This is a genomic window from Tritonibacter mobilis F1926 (assembly GCF_000376545.2).
GTDB classification, from domain to species: Bacteria; Pseudomonadota; Alphaproteobacteria; order Rhodobacterales; family Rhodobacteraceae; genus Epibacterium; species Epibacterium mobile.
In genome coordinates this window covers 2,112,528-2,127,638 of the sequence record NZ_CP015230.1, presented here as the reverse complement: position 1 = coordinate 2,127,638, position 15,111 = coordinate 2,112,528, and the positions used below count along the sequence as shown (strand labels likewise).

The 15,111-nt window shown below is 57.6% G+C and carries 16 protein-coding genes; 9 read left to right on the top strand and 7 right to left on the bottom strand.

Features of this window, described 5'->3' with window-relative positions:
• Positions 1 to 72 precede the first annotated feature (72 nt).
• On the top strand, positions 73 to 2,019 hold the full coding sequence (locus K529_RS10120; protein WP_005614488.1) for an AsmA family protein: 1,947 nt from the start codon (positions 73 to 75) through the stop codon (positions 2,017 to 2,019).
• A 160-nt stretch (positions 2,020 to 2,179) separates the two neighbouring features.
• On the opposite strand, the gene K529_RS10115 is transcribed toward K529_RS10120, so the two are convergent.
• Genes K529_RS10115 through K529_RS10100 form a run of 4 tightly spaced genes read right to left on the bottom strand, consistent with a single transcriptional unit; the run spans position 2,180 to position 6,905 of the window.
• Entirely contained in the window at positions 2,180 to 3,676 is a 1,497-nt protein-coding gene (locus tag K529_RS10115) for a phosphomannomutase/phosphoglucomutase (protein WP_005614486.1), read from the bottom strand.
• Between the two features lie 23 nt (positions 3,677 to 3,699).
• A complete protein-coding gene (gene kdsA / locus K529_RS10110; protein ID WP_005614482.1) occupies positions 3,700 to 4,533 on the bottom strand; it encodes a 3-deoxy-8-phosphooctulonate synthase in 834 nt (277 codons plus the stop codon).
• Between the two features lie 4 nt (positions 4,534 to 4,537).
• A complete protein-coding gene (locus K529_RS10105) occupies positions 4,538 to 6,268 on the bottom strand; it encodes a hypothetical protein (RefSeq protein WP_005614479.1) in 1,731 nt (576 codons plus the stop codon).
• Positions 6,246 to 6,905 carry an ABC transporter ATP-binding protein gene (locus tag K529_RS10100; RefSeq protein WP_005614477.1) on the bottom strand — a complete coding sequence of 220 codons (660 nt, stop codon included), beginning with the start codon at positions 6,903 to 6,905 and terminating at the stop codon, positions 6,246 to 6,248. Before K529_RS10100 ends, K529_RS10105 begins: the two co-directional genes overlap by 23 nt.
• Positions 6,906 to 7,247: 342 nt before the next feature.
• On the opposite strand from K529_RS10100, the gene K529_RS10095 reads away from it, so the two are divergent.
• Together K529_RS10095 and K529_RS10090 are read left to right on the top strand one after the other, a co-directional pair.
• Entirely contained in the window at positions 7,248 to 7,844 is a 597-nt protein-coding gene (locus tag K529_RS10095; RefSeq protein WP_005614475.1) for a uracil-DNA glycosylase family protein, read from the top strand.
• A complete protein-coding gene (locus K529_RS10090) occupies positions 7,837 to 8,628 on the top strand; it encodes an SseB family protein (protein WP_005614474.1) in 792 nt (263 codons plus the stop codon). Before K529_RS10095 ends, K529_RS10090 begins: the two co-directional genes overlap by 8 nt.
• A 179-nt stretch (positions 8,629 to 8,807) precedes the next feature.
• Here K529_RS10090 and yghU read toward each other — a convergent pair whose 3' ends face one another.
• Entirely contained in the window at positions 8,808 to 9,680 is an 873-nt protein-coding gene (gene yghU / locus K529_RS10085; RefSeq protein WP_005614472.1) for a glutathione-dependent disulfide-bond oxidoreductase, read from the bottom strand.
• 271 nt (positions 9,681 to 9,951) lie between these two features.
• Here yghU and K529_RS10080 point away from each other — a divergent pair, with 271 nt between their 5' ends.
• The 4 genes from K529_RS10080 to K529_RS10065 all read left to right on the top strand — a co-directional run bounded on the left by K529_RS10080 (position 9,952) and on the right by K529_RS10065 (position 12,587).
• Positions 9,952 to 10,728: an NYN domain-containing protein gene (locus K529_RS10080; protein ID WP_005614470.1), complete on the top strand. Its 777-nt coding sequence runs from the start codon at positions 9,952 to 9,954 to the stop codon at positions 10,726 to 10,728.
• A complete protein-coding gene (locus K529_RS10075) occupies positions 10,728 to 11,135 on the top strand; it encodes a DUF4260 domain-containing protein (RefSeq protein ID WP_005614469.1) in 408 nt (135 codons plus the stop codon). The genes K529_RS10080 and K529_RS10075 overlap by 1 nt, the downstream gene beginning before the upstream one ends.
• A gap of 160 nt (positions 11,136 to 11,295) precedes the next feature.
• Positions 11,296 to 11,814, top strand: a complete 519-nt coding sequence (locus K529_RS10070) for a YHS domain-containing (seleno)protein (protein ID WP_005614465.1) — start codon at positions 11,296 to 11,298, stop codon at positions 11,812 to 11,814.
• A 143-nt stretch (positions 11,815 to 11,957) separates the two neighbouring features.
• Positions 11,958 to 12,587, top strand: coding sequence for a LysE family translocator (locus K529_RS10065; protein ID WP_005614464.1), 630 nt, complete (start codon positions 11,958 to 11,960; stop codon positions 12,585 to 12,587).
• A 7-nt stretch (positions 12,588 to 12,594) separates the two neighbouring features.
• On the opposite strand, the gene K529_RS10060 is transcribed toward K529_RS10065, so the two are convergent.
• The gene (locus K529_RS10060) at positions 12,595 to 13,488 is read right to left on the bottom strand and encodes an AraC family transcriptional regulator (protein ID WP_005614462.1); all 894 of its coding nucleotides are present in this window, start codon (positions 13,486 to 13,488) and stop codon (positions 12,595 to 12,597) included.
• Positions 13,489 to 13,566: 78 nt separating this feature from the next.
• Between K529_RS10060 and K529_RS10055 the strand changes: the two genes are divergently transcribed.
• The gene (locus tag K529_RS10055) at positions 13,567 to 13,950 is read left to right on the top strand and encodes a cupin domain-containing protein (RefSeq protein ID WP_005614461.1); all 384 of its coding nucleotides are present in this window, start codon (positions 13,567 to 13,569) and stop codon (positions 13,948 to 13,950) included.
• Positions 13,951 to 13,953: 3 nt separating this feature from the next.
• Positions 13,954 to 14,364, top strand: coding sequence for a DUF2000 family protein (locus tag K529_RS10050; RefSeq protein WP_005614460.1), 411 nt, complete (start codon positions 13,954 to 13,956; stop codon positions 14,362 to 14,364).
• An 87-nt stretch (positions 14,365 to 14,451) separates the two neighbouring features.
• Here the strand turns inward: K529_RS10050 and K529_RS10045 are convergent, their stop codons facing one another.
• Positions 14,452 to 15,042 carry a GcrA family cell cycle regulator gene (locus K529_RS10045; RefSeq protein WP_011538007.1) on the bottom strand — a complete coding sequence of 197 codons (591 nt, stop codon included), beginning with the start codon at positions 15,040 to 15,042 and terminating at the stop codon, positions 14,452 to 14,454.
• Positions 15,043 to 15,111: the final 69 nt, after the last annotated feature.

The window sequence follows — 15,111 nt, the reverse complement described above, 5'->3', positions numbered from 1 at the left end:
GCCTGTAATCTGCGCCAAAGCCCTGACTTTGCGGGCAAACACCATACGCATCCCCAGAAAGGGCCACGAGCTATGCGCCTGATCCTCCGTATTCTTTCCGCCATCGTGATCACCGTTGCCGTAGGGATTGCCATTTTAACCTTCCTGCCGGGGCAAAAAATCGCCGAGCTTGCAGCCCAGCAGATCGAAAAACAGACCGGGCGGCAGGTGGTCTTTGGCGGGGATGTACGATTCTCGTTTTGGCCTACGCTTGGTATTCAGGCCGATAATGTCGCGTTTGCAAATGCGGATTGGGCCGGGCCTGAGCCGCTTTTGACTGCAGGACGCCTGACGATCGGGGTGGATGCCGCAGATTTGATCCGTGGCGATATTCGAATCACAGAACTCACCGCCATTATCCCACACCTGAACCTTGAGACGCGCGAAGATGGCATTGGGAATTGGGTGTTCGAAGGAGGCAGTTCTGATGCCCCGGCGGATGGTGCAGCAACTGAGACAGGTGGCGATGAGGCGTCTTTTGCGATTGAGGCGGTGACGCTGAACGGGGCGTCGTTGCGCTATGCCCCCTTTGGGCAGGACGTCATTGAAATGAACCAAGTGGATCTGAGCCTGAAATGGCCAGATCCGAATGGCACCGCAAATGTAGATCTGACCCTGCGCCCGGCTGGTAAACCGGTTCGGCTGCAAGGTGAGGTAGGTCGTTTCAAGAGCTTCCTGCTTGGAGAGGTGACCTCTATCGGGATGAGCCTCACCGCAGAGGCCAGCAAAGCGCGTTTTGACGGGCTTGCCGATTTGACCGGTGCATTTGATGGCCGCATCACGGGCGCAAGCGAAGACACCCGTGCACTGATGGCGGCGCTGGGAATGGAACCTGTCGAGATCCCGCGGGGGCTGGGACGCAAGGTGCTCTTTGCTGCGGATACAACCTATACGCCCGATGGCCGCATCTCATTGCGGGATCTAAGTCTGTCCTTGGATGAGAATGCGCTGCGTGGTGGTGCGGATCTGAACCTCGGGGCCTCGCCGATGCAAATTACGGCTGCGCTGAAAGGCGAGGTATTGGACTTCAGCGCGCTTGATGCCCCCGGTACGACTACGGGCGGGGCAGGCGGAGGCTCTGAGGCGTCTTCTCAGGAGTGGTCTACAGATCCCATCGATGCCTCTATGCTGGGCCTTGTGGATGGGCAAATCTCGCTGGATGTCCAAGGGTTAAAGACCTCTTCTGTGACGCTTGGCCCCAGCCGATTGACGCTGAAAATTGAACGCGCGCGGGCGGTTTTGTCGTTCCTGCCGGTGCAGGCATTTGGAGGTTCGCTGCAAGGTGATTTGATTGCCAACAATCGAAACGGTCTCTCGGTGGCGGGTAAATTGCAGTTCGCCAATATCGAGATGCGCGAGGCACTGGGGCAACTCGCAGGATACGATAAGCTCAACGGTGAAGCATTGGGCACGCTGGAGTTTCTGGGCGTCGGGAATTCCATCGACCAGATCATGCGGTCACTGGACGGCAAGGGGAATGTCGAGCTTGGCAAAGGGTTTTTTACTGGCTTTGACTTGCAGGCAATCATGGACTCGAACGGCGGCAACGGCGGCACCACGATTTTTGAAGGGCTGAGTGCGAGTTTTACGATGGCGGATGGAACGCTGCGTAACGATGATCTGCGTGCTGCGCTCAAGGTTTTGAAGGCCGAAGGCGAGGGGCGTGTCGGATTGGGCGCGCAGGATCTGGATTATACCTTTACGCCAACAGCATTTGCGAGCGAGACCTCATCTGGCGTATCGGTGCCGGTGCGCATTCGTGGTTCCTGGTTTGATCCTGAAATTAAACCGGACCTGAGCAAACTGGTTCAACCCAAGCTGGATGAGGCTGAGGAAAAGGCCAAGCAAGCGGTGCGTGACAAGCTCAGCGAGGAATTGGGTGTTCCGGTGGAAACCAAGGAAGACGTCAATGATGCGTTGAAGCGCCGGGTCGAGGAAGAGGCGCGCAAACAGTTGTTGAAGTTTCTCGGTGGCAACTAAGCCTGACGCAGGGATCAATGAGGGCGGTCTGGCTTCGAAGGGGAGACCGGGGCTCTGCCCCGGACCCCGAGATATTTTTGAAAAGATGAAAGCCTCTACGGATGTAAAAACCGCGCCACCCTAGCAGGATGGCGCGGTTTTTTAGTCTAACAGGTTGGGATCAGATTGTTTGGTCGTACTCACCAACGCCGGGTTCCGTTCGGATCACCGCATCAATATCTGCAAAGATCGCGCGCATTTCATCTTCGCTCTCGGAGCTTTCACAGACCACCACCAGATTGGGGGTGTTGGATGAGGCACGCACGAGCCCCCAAGACCCGTTGTCGAGGATCACTCGGGCACCGTTGACGGTCACGACGTCCTTGATCGCGCGGCCAGCGAGGTTCTCGCCTGCCTCGTGTTTTGCAACGAGTTTTTCGACCAAACGGGCGAGGATGTCGTATTTCTTGGTATCTGCCGCATAAGGCGACATGGTTGGGGTGGCCCAAGTACGGGGCAGGGCCTTGCGCAGGTCGGACATTTTCATATCCGGGTTACGGTCCAGCATTTTGCAGACCTCTACGGCCACGCGCATGCCGCAGTCGTAACCGCGCCCAACGGGTTCAGCGAGGAAATAGTGACCGGATTTTTCAAAGCCTGCGAGGGCGCCGATCTCTTTGACGCGCCGCTTCATGTGGCTGTGGCCCGTTTTCCAATAATCGGCCTTAACGCCGTTTTTCTGGAGTTCCGGATCGGAGGCAAAGAGGCCCGTGGATTTCACATCTGCGACAAAAGTGGAATTTGGATAGAGCTTTGACAGATCCCGCGCCATGATGACGCCGACCTTGTCAGCAAAGATCTCTTCACCCTCATCATCGACCACACCGCAGCGGTCCCCGTCGCCGTCAAACCCAAGCGCCAGATCGGCCCCCGATGCCTTTACGCTGTCGGACATATCATGCAGCATTTCAAGAGCTTCGGGGTTGGGGTTGTAGTGCGGGAACGTGTAGTCCAGCGCGTTGTGACTGGGAACAACGTCGACCCCGATGCGTTCGAAAATCTCTGGTGCGAAGGCGGAGGCGGTACCGTTTCCGGTGGCGCAGACGACCTTCAGCGGGCGGGACATTTTGAAATCCCCCACGAGATCGTCGATATAGGCCTCTTTCACTCCTTCAACAAATTCATAAGATCCGCCATCGCGGCGTTCACCTTCGCCGTTGAGGACGATGTCGCGCAGTTCCCCCATCTCATCCGGTCCATGCGTGAGGGGGCGGTCAAAGCCCATCTTCACGCCGGTCCAGCCATTTGGGTTATGAGATGCTGTGACCATCGCGACGGCAGGCACATCCAGGTGGAACTGTGCAAAATAGGCCATAGGCGACAGCGCGGGGCCGATGTCTTTTACCTTGATGCCCGCTTGCATCAGGCCAAGGATCAGCGCATTTTTGATCGCCAAAGAATAGTCGCGGTAATCATTGCCAACGGCGATCACCGGCTCGATCCCGCGGCGGATCATTTGCGTACCCAGCCCAAGCCCCAGAGCAGTCATCCCCGGTAGATTGATTTCTTCGGGATATTTCCAGCGCGCATCATATTCACGAAACCCGGTGGGTTTGATCATAGCATCGCGCAGGAAACTCCAGCTGTTGGGGGTGACCTCTGGCAGCGGTTTGGGCATGGGAAATACTCGTCCTTTGGAAATCAAATACGGATCGGGTCGGCTTTGGCAAGTTTGTCAAAGCCCATCAATGTATCAATCAATTGCGGCATGTCCTTCAGGTAAATCATATTTGGTCCGTCGGAGGGCGCATTGTCCGGATCTTCATGCGTTTCGATGAAAACGGCAGCAATGCCCAAAGAAACAGCAGCGCGCGCCATCACCGGAGCAAATTCGCGCTGGCCACCGGTGGATCCGCCTTGACCGCCCGGCTGCTGCACCGAGTGGGTGGCATCCATGACCACCGGATAGCCGGTTTGCGCCATGCGGGGCAGACCGCGCATATCCGCGACCAAAGCATTGTAACCAAAGGAGGTTCCGCGCTCTGTCAGCAGGATTTTATCGTTGCCGGTGCTTTCGACTTTGGACACAACATTGTCCATGTCCCATGGTGCTAAGAACTGGCCCTTTTTGATATTCACCGCTTTGCCGGTGTTTCCGGCGGCCAGCAGCATGTCGGTTTGGCGGCAAAGAAAGGCTGGGATCTGCAAGATATCAACCACGTCACCGGCGACGATGCACTGAGCCTCAGTGTGGACATCGGTCAAAACCGGCACGCCAAAGGTATCACGAACACCTGCGAGAACATCGAGGCCCTTGTCGATGCCGAGCCCACGTTTGCCAGAGAGCGAGGTGCGGTTGGCTTTATCGTAGGAGGCCTTAAAGACGAACTGCGCCCCTACAGCATCGCAAGCTTCCTTGAGCTTACCGGCAATCATCTGCGCGTGATCGGCGCTTTCCAGTTGGCAGGGGCCGGCAATGACGGTCAGCGGACAGTCATTGCCAATGGTGAGACCATTGATGTCAATTTTTTTCATGAGCTTACGAAGAGACCTGTTCCCGAAGAATGGATGCCGTGAGGGCACACATCAGGTAGATACCGGAAAAGATCAGGAAAGCCAAAATCGTATTTTCGAACTTGCGCGGGGACGACGGTGTGTCGGCGGGAACTGGCTCGACCGCGGTGGTGAGGTAGCGTACCTGCCGGTTGGCCTCCATCCGGGTTTGTTCGACCTGCTGCAGGGCCGATTGCAACATCATGTCCCGCGTCGCAAGGTCAGCCTGCGCCATCTGGATTTTCACACTCAGCGAGGCCAGCGAGTTTTCGCCCTGCGATGCGTCGGTCATACGTTTGTTGAGCGTGTCGATCAGAGCTTCAAGCCGTTTGATGTCGGCTGCGGTGCCTTCGACCTTGGCGGCGTTGGGACGCAGGTTGTCCTCAAGCGCGGCGAGTTCCAGACGTTTTTGCTGCAACTGCAACTCGAACGTATTGATCTGCGAGCGCAATGACGCGATCACCCCTTCAGGGTCGAGAACAGAACCTTGTTGTTGCAGTCGCACCAGTTCAGCCTGAGCATCGCGGCGCTGTTGTTCCGCCAACTCCAGCGCATCTTCAGCGTCGCCCACCTGATCGGACCGTTTTTGTTCGGACAGATGGTTCACGTTTTCCTGCGCATAGGAAATGAGGCGGCGCGAAAATTCGGCGGCGACCTCAGGTTCTGCGGCGGATACCTCCATCCGCACAACGCCCTCGGTCGGATCGTAGCCAATTTTCACGTTGCGTTTGTAGATTTTATACGCCTCGTCATTCGTGGCATCCGGTGTAAGCCGCTGGATGGGATCAATCCAATCCTGAGAGAAATGCGTGCGAAAGCCTGCCTCTTCATCGAGGCGGCGCATAGCAACTTTGGATTGGAGATACGCCTGAACAGCGATCGAGTCCTGACTGGTCGCGAATTGGGTGCCGCTCAGCAAGCCGCCAAACCCGGAAGCCCCGGCGCTGTCAGCCTTAAGCACCAAAAATTCCGAATGCGACGCATACATTGGGGTGGCGACGTTGTAGTAGTAAAAGCCCGCGATAAAAGTCGGGAGCAGCACGAAGGCCCCCAGCCGTGCCCCCAACAGTGCCATTTTGCGCCGGCGGCGCCGGGCAATGTCGCGCTGTATTGAGCGGATTTCACGGTTACGCCGTTCTGCAGGGCTAAGTTGTCCGGGCGCGGCAACGCTGGTTTTTCCCTTGTCGACGGTTTGGGGCAGCGTCTGTGGTTTGGGTGCGTTTGCTGCTGGTTGGGTCGCCGGTACGTTGTTTTTTTGCCCCTGAGGGACGACAAGCTCCAGCATATTGGCGCGTTTAAACGGATCGATCCCGCGTTGACGCAACAGGCGAACGGCATCGTAATCGGATGTTGCGGGCAGGTCATGCTTTTGTGCAACCCGACGGGCCAAGCGCAATTGGCGACCTGTAAGCCCCTCGCGCTTGATTTCCTCGATATCCGTTGTGCCTGCTTCCTCGCTGGCGGAGGAAACTTGCCCCTCGCTGACCGTCGTGCTCTCAGTGGTGGAGGGACGCTCTTGCGCAGTCGCTCCGGCAGGCTGCGAGCCCTTGACGCAACCCTGAGAGGACGGCGTGCCACCAGACACGGCCCCATCAGAATCTTGTGGCTGTGGGGGCGCAACCGGACGTGCGGTCGCTGCTTCGGTCTCGCTGGCCTGTTCCGCCTCAGAGGTGGTGCGGCGGATGCGAAATTTTTTAGCCTTGGGTTTCGTAGTCATAGAGCTGTTTCGCTTCTTCCAAGGTTTCAAACATATGGAGCTGCCCATTCATCAAAACAGCGGCGCTGTTGGCGAATTTCTCCAGTGTACGGGGCTGGTGAGAGACGATGACGATTGTCGTGGTCTCAAGTCGCTCTTGCAAAATGGTACCGGCCTTGCGGTTGAACTCCACATCTGTGGAACTGGGCATACCTTCGTCGATCAAATAGATATCGAAATCCAGCGCCAGCATCAGCGCAAAGGAAAATCGGGATTTCATCCCTGCGGAATAGGTTCCAAGCGGTTGATCGAAATACTCATTTAGCCCACAGAGCCAACGGCAGTAGCTTTCGACATAGTCCGGGTCCAAACCATAAAGTCGCGCAATATAGCGGCTGTTTTCCATGGCCGAAAGGCGGTTCACGACGCCGCCCATAAAGCCGAGTGGGAAGGAAATTTTGCAGCCGCGATTGATCTCGCCTTCATCGGGCTTTTCAAGGCCGGCCATCATGTTGATCAGCGTTGTCTTGCCGGTTCCATTGGGTGCCAGAATGCCAAGCGAGGTCCCAAGCTCCACCTGAAAGGAGACCTTGTCCAGGATGATCTTGCGCTGAGTCCCGGTCCAATAGGATTTGCTGACGTTCACGAATTCCAACATGATCTGCTCAGTATATAGCCTCTTTTACCTCGGTTGTGGACAGAACTGGTCACCATAAGGTGATTGGCCCTGCACCGCTGTGTTGTCTTTTTGCCTTCGAACATCGAAGGAGGGTGCCGAATGCAGATAACCGGCGGTTTTTCCATCTTCGATGGGACTGCGAATGCCTGTAAATCCAGCCCTAGCACAAGTTAGTTAACGGACTACGCGCTGATTTAGGCGCAAGTATGTCGAATTTGAGCAATGAGGTGCTGCTGACTTGGTCGTGTTGTGGCAGATCAACTGCGGCCCGGTATTCGAGAACACAAAGACGGGCTGCACAAGGCAAGTGGATCGAACCAGATGAATAGCGCGCCTCTCAAACACCAGATTGCGGCATGTACACTCTGCGCAACGCGATTTGCCGCGACAAAGACAGCCCATCAGCCGCGTCCGGTGGTGTGGTTTCAGCCGGCTGCCCGGATTCTCATTGCAGGGCAGGCTCCGGGGCTGCGGGTTCATGAAAGCGGCAAGCCCTTTACCGATCCATCGGGGGATCGGCTCCGCGAATGGCTTGGGTTGAATGAGGGGGAATTCTATGACCAATCGCGGGTGGCGATTGTGCCAATGGCGTTTTGCTTTCCGGGATATGATGCCAAGAATGCGGATCTACCGCCGCCACCGATCTGCGGTGAAACATGGCATGACCGAGTGATGGAAGCCCTGTGCCGCGTGAGGTTGCGCATCATCGTCGGCGGGCATGCGCACCGCTACCACCTCAAGACCCGCAAGGGCGTGACAGAAGTGGTTCGAGATTGGCGCAGTTTGCCGGATGGGGTCTTTGCCTTGCCTCATCCCTCGTGGCGCAATACGGCTTGGCTGAAACGAAACCCTTGGTTTGAGGCGGAGCTGCTCCCGGTTCTGCGCGCTCGGGTGAAGGAGCTGATGCAATATGACTGAAACAACCCCGCTTGATCAGGCCCATGCGGCAATGGAGGCAGCACCAGAAGACGATGCGGCACGTTTGCGGTTCTTTGAGCGGCTGGCCGACAGTGAGCTGTTTATCCTGTTGGACAAAGAACCCGAAGGCGACCGGATCAGCCCCGAGATCTTTGATACTGGCGAGGGGCGTTTTGTTCTGGTGTTTGATCGTGAGGAACGGCTGGCGCAGTTTGCCAACCGGATTGTGCCCTATGCGGCATTGTCGGGACGGGTGATCGCCTCGATGCTCGCAGGGCAGGGGATAGGATTGGGGGTCAATCTTGAGGTTGCGCAGTCTTCAATTCTCATTCCAGACGCGGCGATGGGGTGGCTTGCGGAAACCCTGTCCCATGCACCGGGCGAAGTAGAGGCTGCCATTTCAGAAGTGCGCCCACCGCAAGGGTTGCCAGAGGTGCTCTTGACCGCCTTGGACGCAAAACTTGCAACCGCTGCTGGTTTGGCGCGCATGGCGTATCTGGCGGCTGTGACCTATGAGAGTGGCGGCAGTGGGCATCTGCTGGCATTTGTTGGCGCGCAAGAGGGGGCAGAACCGGCATTGGCCAAAGCGGCAGGCGAAGCGTTGACGTTCTCTGGAATTGAAGCGGGCGCTTTGGATGTGGGCTTTTTTTCGGCCAGTGACGAGATGTCGGCGCGGTTGGCGCGTGTCGGTCTGCGCTTTGACTTGCCGGAAGTTGAGGCCGCACGGTCTTATCAGCCGCAGATACCGGGGTCTGATCCGGACAAGCCGCCGCGCCTGAAATAATCGCAAAATAGCGCTTCTAACCGGGGACACTCCCGCCGGTCGCTGGATCATTCAAATGATCCGCTCCCGTTGGGCGGGGCGCCGGGCCGTTCGGCCCGGCGCAGCCTCAAGCCCCTTGTGGGGCTTGAGGCGCAGCCCTGACAGGGGGCGTTGCCGTAGGCCCCCGCAGGGGCGGGCGTTTACTCAGCCGCTTCCAGTTTGTCCTGCGTCTTGGTCTCAAAATCCTCGGCAGAGTGGCGTTCGCGCAGCTGGGAGGACAGCTCTCCAAAGGCGCGATTCACCATGCGGCCACGCTGGACTGCGGGGCGGGCATCAATGGCCTTGGCCCATCGCATCACATGCTCATAGCTCTCCGCATCAAGGAACTCTGCCGCATCATAAAGACGCCCGAGTACCAACTGGCCGTACCACGGCCAGATCGCCATATCGGCAATCGAGTACTCTTCACCTGCGATATAGGTCTTGGTCGCCAGTTCCCGGTTCAAGACGTCCAGCTGGCGCTTGGCCTCCATGGTGAAACGGTTGATGGGATACTCAAACTTTTCTGGAGCATAGGCGTAGAAATGGCCAAACCCGCCGCCCAAATACGGCGCGGAACCCATTTGCCAGAACAACCAGTTCAGGACTTCGGTCCGCGCACTACCGTCTTTGGGAAGGAAATGACCAAACTTCTCGGCCAGATGCATCAGGATCGAGGCGCTCTCGAACACTCGCACAGGCTCACCGCCGGAACGGTCATGCAGTGCCGGGATTTTGGAGTTCGGGTTGATCTCCACAAAGCCGGAGCCGAATTGGTCACCGTCGCCAATCTTGATCAGCCACGCGTCATACTCCGCTTCTTTGATGCCAGCGGCCAGAAGCTCCTCCAGCATCACTGTGACCTTTACGCCGTTGGGCGTTGCCAGAGAATAAAGTTGGAAAGGGTGTTCGCCCACAGGCAGCTCTTTGTCATGCGTGGCACCGGCGATGGGGCGGTTGATGGAGGCGAACTGGCCACCGCTTTCTTGCTCCCAGGTCCAGACCTTCGGAGGGGTATAGGTCGAATCGCTCATGCAGGGCCTCTTTCTTCTCGTGTCAGACGTTGGTGATCGGGCCGCCCGTCGGGCAGTGCTTCACCTCAAATGGGGACGATAGTGAAAATTCCAACGACTGGAAGGTCTGGCAGGGGTTAAAATTTGCACACTGGTTTGTGCGCCGCCGATCAATGCGCAGAGATCGGCGGCAAAGGAGCCCTGTATCGGCCTCAGCGGTTTCTATTCTCGCGCATCAGGGTATGTATGGGGCAAGCGCTTCACGCTGACTTTTACACAGGCAGGACATTTTATGGCTAACAGCGAAAAACCACCTCTACTGGCGGTCCTGATCGACGCGGACAATATCTCTGCCAAACATGCCGAGGTCATGTTCGAAGAGATTGCGTCCCTGGGCGAGGCCAGCATTCGGCGCATCTATGGGGATTTTTCGGGTGGTGGCCCGCAAGGGTGGAGCAAAGACAAACTCGCAGCCTATGCAATTGTCCCGCATCAGCAATTTGCCAATACCACCGGGAAGAACGCCAGCGACATCGCGCTGGTGATTGATGCGATGGATATCCTGCACTCGGGCCGCTTTGACGGGTTTGTTCTGATCTCTTCGGATAGCGATTTTACGCGATTGGCCAGCCGTATCCGCGAACAGGGGCTGGATGTGTACGGCATGGGCATGCGCAAAACGCCGGCTGCATTTGTGCGGGCCTGTAAGCGGTTCATCTATGTGGAAAACCTCCTCAATGAGGTGCCAAAACCGCAAAAGCCAAAACCGAAACCCGCAAATCACGCCACTGGGGAAGCGCCCGAACAGGCTGTCATGGCGCAGGATGATCAAGCTCCGGCAGAGTTGGAAGATCCACAAAAACTGGTGTTGCGCGCAATGGATGCGATCAGTCAGGAGGATGAATGGTTCTCACTCGGGCAGATCGGCCAATACATCACAGCCGCCAGCCCCGATTTCGACACCCGCAGTTATGGCAAGCGCAAACTGTCGGACCTGATCGCAACGATGAAAATCCTTGAAACCCGCAGGGGCGAAGGCAATCAGATTCTTGTACGCAGGCTCGATTGATGGACGCGCCCACACCCCTAGCTGTGACATGGCAAAAGGCCGAGGGGGCAGTGATCTGTGCCGCTGGCCTGTGGCTATATGCCGGTGCGGAAACGATGCTGCCGATTTGGGCCGCGGTTTTGTTGTTTTTCACCCCTGACCTCAGCTTTCTCGCCTATCTGTTCGGGCGGCGTGTTGGGGCGGTTTGTTACAACATCGTTCACCTATACGCCGCCGGAATTGTTACATTAGCGCTGGGTCACCTGTGGCAAGCACCATTGGTGTGGGAGCTTGGCGCGCTCTGGTTGGCGCATTGCGGTTTGGATCGGATGCTCGGCTATGGGTTAAAGTCAGCGCAAGGCTTTGAATTTACACATCTTGGCCGGATTGGGCGCGCGCGTCATGAGGAAACTCAGTCCAAGGGTTGAAAGCGATCACAGTTATCTCACGCGGTCTCGTCTCTTAACACAGGCGCGTGAGAGGTGCTTCGCCCGAGGCCATTCTCGCGTATCTTCGCTGCAGACACTGCGGCTGGCGCAGGTCAACCGACATATGTCGTGCCGCCCGGCGCGAGAAGAGGAATTCGCGATGAAACGTTTTGCTTTGGCTGCGGTGGCAGCCCTGTCTCTTGGTCTGCCTGCCTTCGCGGGTGAGCAGTTTGTCGATGACACCGGTTTTGCTGTTTCCGGCTATGATGTTGTCGCTTACCGCAGTCTTGCGCAGGCTCCGGTCGGGCAAGCACAGCCCGCCGCAGTGCCTGGCAAGGCTGACATCACGGCGGAATACAACGGCGCGACATTCGCTTTCGCCACCGAGGCAAACCGCGACACGTTCCTTGAAAACCCGGCCTATTTTGCTCCGGCTTATGACGGTCACTGCGCCTATGGTGTATCCAAAGGGGGCAAGGTGCCGGGCAATCCCAATCTGTGGCGGATCGTGGACGATAAACTCTACCTGAATATCACCAAAAATGTGGTGGGTTTCTGGGAAGAAGACATCCCCGGTAACATCACCCTCGCCGAAGGGAATTGGCCGGATATCGACCCAAATCCGGCGTCGACAAATCCGATCCCGAATTTTTCATCCAGCGCTCCTGCACAGGACTAAACGCCTCGGCCTAGATCCTACAAAAGCCCCGCACTTGTTGCGGGGCTTTTTTGTTGCGGCGTCTGTGCGCAGGAATTGGGCTTTACAGAACGGGGAAACTGTAGCTGGCTGAGTGCAGATCAGAGTTAAGAGGTTTTGAGAATATGGAATTTCATGTCTGGCTTGCGTTTGCTTCCGCCTCCATTGCGTTGCTGCTCATCCCCGGCCCCACGGTTCTCTTGGTGTTGAGCTATGCGATCAGCCAAGGGAAACGTGTGGCGGTTGCGACGGCTGCCGGTGTCGCGCTGGGCGATCTGGTGGCAATGTCGGCCTCGCTTGCGGGGCTTGGGGCCCTGGTGCTCGCTTCGGCGGAGTTGTTTTTGCTGCTGAAGTGGGTGGGCGCGGCGTATCTGATCTATTTGGGGATCAAACTCTATCGCAGCGCCGCGACAGCCTCGCTCGATCCGGTGGAGGACGTGGCAGATGCGGCGGCGGGGCGTGTCTTTGCACATGCAGCGGCGGTGACAGCGCTGAACCCTAAATCCATCGTGTTTTTCATCGCCTTTGTGCCGCAGTTCATCAATCCGCAGGCAACATTGCTGCCGCAATTTGGCATTCTGATTGCAACCTTCGTGGGCTTTGCCGCCCTGAACGCACTGGCATATGCGTTGCTTGGCGACAAACTGCGCCAGCGCATCCGTCATCCAGCGGTGATGCCCATGCTCACCCGTCTGGGCGGCGGCGCATTGGTGGCAATGGGGGTGGCCACCGCTGCCATTCGTCGCAGCGCTTAGGATCAGATCAAGGGCGCGGCGGCGGGCATACCACCTGCTGCCAGCGCCCCGGCGACATGCCCACCGCAGCGGTAAATTGACGGGTCATATGCGGCTGGTCGCTAAAGCCCGCATATACTGCCGCCTCTGCAAGTGACATGCCCTCAGAGATGGCTTTTCGCGCGCGATCCACGCGGCGCAGCGTTAGATAACGGTAAGGGCTGGTTCCAAGTGCAGCGCGAAATTGCCGGGACAAGCTGTAGCGATTGAGTTGAGTGACATTTTCCAACTCTTCTGAACGCACCACCTGATCCGCGTTGGTGTGCAGATAGGCGCGCGCCCGCTCAATGGCACGATGATCGATGCGTGTAGGGCGCAGACGGCCAGCGCTATGGTCTTTGGACAGCAAACCCTGAGCCAGCAAAGTGATCACCTGATCCAATTGCAGCGGCTCTAGCGGGCGCTGCATATCTGCGCAGGCGATGTGGAGTGCCTGCAACAACGCGCCATCGGTGAAAACCGGGTCGCGCGCAAAGGGCAGGGCGCGCGCTTCGCCTCCCAGCGCCTCTCGAATGCGGGCCGGTGCGATATAGAGCATCCGGTAGGAAAATCCGGCCTCATGCCCGGCTTCGCCGTCATGCAGCTCATCGGGGTGGATCACGATCACATTCCCGGCCAGACTGTCAGCGCGTGCCCCTCGATAGCGAAAGCTCTGCACGCCGTTGAGCGTATAGCCGATTGCATAGGTATCGTGGCGGTGCGGGGCGTAGGCATGGCCATCAAAATGCGCCTCGATCCGCTCCAGACCTTGCGTATTGGGCGCAACTCGCAGCCAGTCACCGGCGCTGGGCAATGCGCAGGATCGTTCAAGACTGTGCGGCGTTGCTCTGACAATCTGTTGCTCTGATGGCGTGTCGGTCATGGGCGGATCCTTGGACGGCACAGAAGATTTGCGGCTGGCGCGTTGCGAACCCGCCACCGTGCAATAAGGAGTATCCCTTTGCCGCCGAACAAACTCAATATTCTCGAACGGGTAGATGCGCAGATCACGCAGGTCTTTGATCCGCATACCGTGGCAGATGTAAACGATGCGCAGGTCAAGGTCGCAAAATTCGGTCCCCAGTTCGATTGGCACAGTCACCCATCGGAGGACGAGGCGTTTTTTGTGTTGCGTGGTCGTGTCGCGATAGATTTTCGCGATGGCACTGTCGAACTGGGGCAGGGAGAGTTCCTATGTGTGCCGAGAGGCATGGAACATCGCCCGCGCGCCCTCACGCCCGAGCCAGTGGTCATCATGATGGAGCCGGCAGGCACGCTCAACACTGGAGACGCCGACAGCGCCCTGACGGTTGTTGACCCAAAATATCTGCAGGCTGAGGGTTGAGTGATGCAATTTGATACCAAGATCGCCATAGTTCTGAACGCAGATCTTGCCACATGGCAGAAACTCAATGTTACAGCGTTTTTGATGTCAGGTATTGTGGGCGCAGCGCCAGAACTGATTGGCGATAGCTACCGCGATGGGGACGGCAATACCTATAACGCATTGGCGATCCAGCCGGTGATCGTGCTTGCAAGTGACGTCGCAGGTCTTCGCAAGATTTATGAACGGGCCATGACGCGGGGCGCTGGGATGTCGATTTACACAGAGGAGATGTTCACCACAGGGCACGACGCCGCCAACCGCGCTGTGGTCGCAGAGTCTGGTGCCGCAGACTTAAACCTCGTAGGGCTGGCGCTTCGAGAAGAGAAGAAAGTGGTCGATAAAATTACCAAAGGGGCGAAGATGCACCCTTAGGATGGGGTTCTGGTGCCAACACACAAAGAAAAACCCCGGTACCCAATTCGGATGCCGGGGTTTGCTGTAGTATTGATCGCGCCAAGCTTAGCGTTTGCGATCGCGGCGCGAACTCATTGGCTGGAAAGCAACACCGACATGCGCTTCGCAATAGGGTTTACCCTGCTGCACCGGAAGGCCGCAGAACCAGAAATCTTCGGTTGCGGGATCGCCAACGGGCCATTTGCAGGTCCGTTCGGTCAGTTCCATCAAGGAGAGCTTCTTGGCTTTCTTCTCGATCTCGTTGACCTTTGCCAGTGCCTCCGCCGGAATCTCATTGGCAGACGGCTGCGGTGGCAGAGGTTGTCCTGCCGGAATGATCTGCTTGCGCGCAGGGGTCGAGGGCTTTGGCTCCGCTGCGGGGGCTTCGGCCACCGGCTCCGGCGTCACCGGGCGTGCCGGTTCGGTCTTGGGCTGTGCCTTGGGCTTTGCGGCCGCCTTAGGCGCTGGCTTTTCCTTCGGCTCGGCCGCGGCCTTGCTGCCGCCGCCGGTGGTGCGGTTGGACAGACCGAGGCGGTGAACTTTGCCGATGACCGCATTCCGGGTCACGCCACCAAGTTCTTTTGCGATCTGACTGGCCGACTGGCCTTCGCCCCACATTTTCTTGAGCAGTTCGACGCGCTCGTCTGTCCAGGACATAAAGTGCCTTTCAAAGCTAATAGCGGCCTCAAGAAACCTGTGGCCGCCATCGAATTCCAGAGTACCGCC

Bases quoted from the DNA above. Each gene is read 5' to 3' on its own strand.
- K529_RS10095 (WP_005614475.1), top strand. From the start codon at position 7,248: ATGAATAGCGCGCCTCTCAAACACCAGATTGCGGCATGTACACTCTGC.
- K529_RS10080 (WP_005614470.1), top strand. From the start codon at position 9,952: ATGGCTAACAGCGAAAAACCACCTCTACTGGCGGTCCTGATCGACGCG.
- K529_RS10065 (WP_005614464.1), top strand. From the start codon at position 11,958: ATGGAATTTCATGTCTGGCTTGCGTTTGCTTCCGCCTCCATTGCGTTG.
- K529_RS10070 (WP_005614465.1), top strand. From the start codon at position 11,296: ATGAAACGTTTTGCTTTGGCTGCGGTGGCAGCCCTGTCTCTTGGTCTG.
- K529_RS10115 (WP_005614486.1), bottom strand. From the start codon at position 3,676: ATGCCCAAACCGCTGCCAGAGGTCACCCCCAACAGCTGGAGTTTCCTG.
- yghU (WP_005614472.1), bottom strand. From the start codon at position 9,680: ATGAGCGATTCGACCTATACCCCTCCGAAGGTCTGGACCTGGGAGCAA.
- K529_RS10045 (WP_011538007.1), bottom strand. From the start codon at position 15,042: ATGTCCTGGACAGACGAGCGCGTCGAACTGCTCAAGAAAATGTGGGGC.
- K529_RS10105 (WP_005614479.1), bottom strand. From the start codon at position 6,268: ATGACTACGAAACCCAAGGCTAAAAAATTTCGCATCCGCCGCACCACC.
- kdsA (WP_005614482.1), bottom strand. From the start codon at position 4,533: ATGAAAAAAATTGACATCAATGGTCTCACCATTGGCAATGACTGTCCG.
- K529_RS10120 (WP_005614488.1), top strand. From the start codon at position 73: ATGCGCCTGATCCTCCGTATTCTTTCCGCCATCGTGATCACCGTTGCC.
- K529_RS10090 (WP_005614474.1), top strand. From the start codon at position 7,837: ATGACTGAAACAACCCCGCTTGATCAGGCCCATGCGGCAATGGAGGCA.
- K529_RS10060 (WP_005614462.1), bottom strand. From the start codon at position 13,488: ATGACCGACACGCCATCAGAGCAACAGATTGTCAGAGCAACGCCGCAC.
- K529_RS10050 (WP_005614460.1), top strand. From the start codon at position 13,954: ATGCAATTTGATACCAAGATCGCCATAGTTCTGAACGCAGATCTTGCC.
- K529_RS10100 (WP_005614477.1), bottom strand. From the start codon at position 6,905: ATGTTGGAATTCGTGAACGTCAGCAAATCCTATTGGACCGGGACTCAG.
- K529_RS10075 (WP_005614469.1), top strand. From the start codon at position 10,728: ATGGACGCGCCCACACCCCTAGCTGTGACATGGCAAAAGGCCGAGGGG.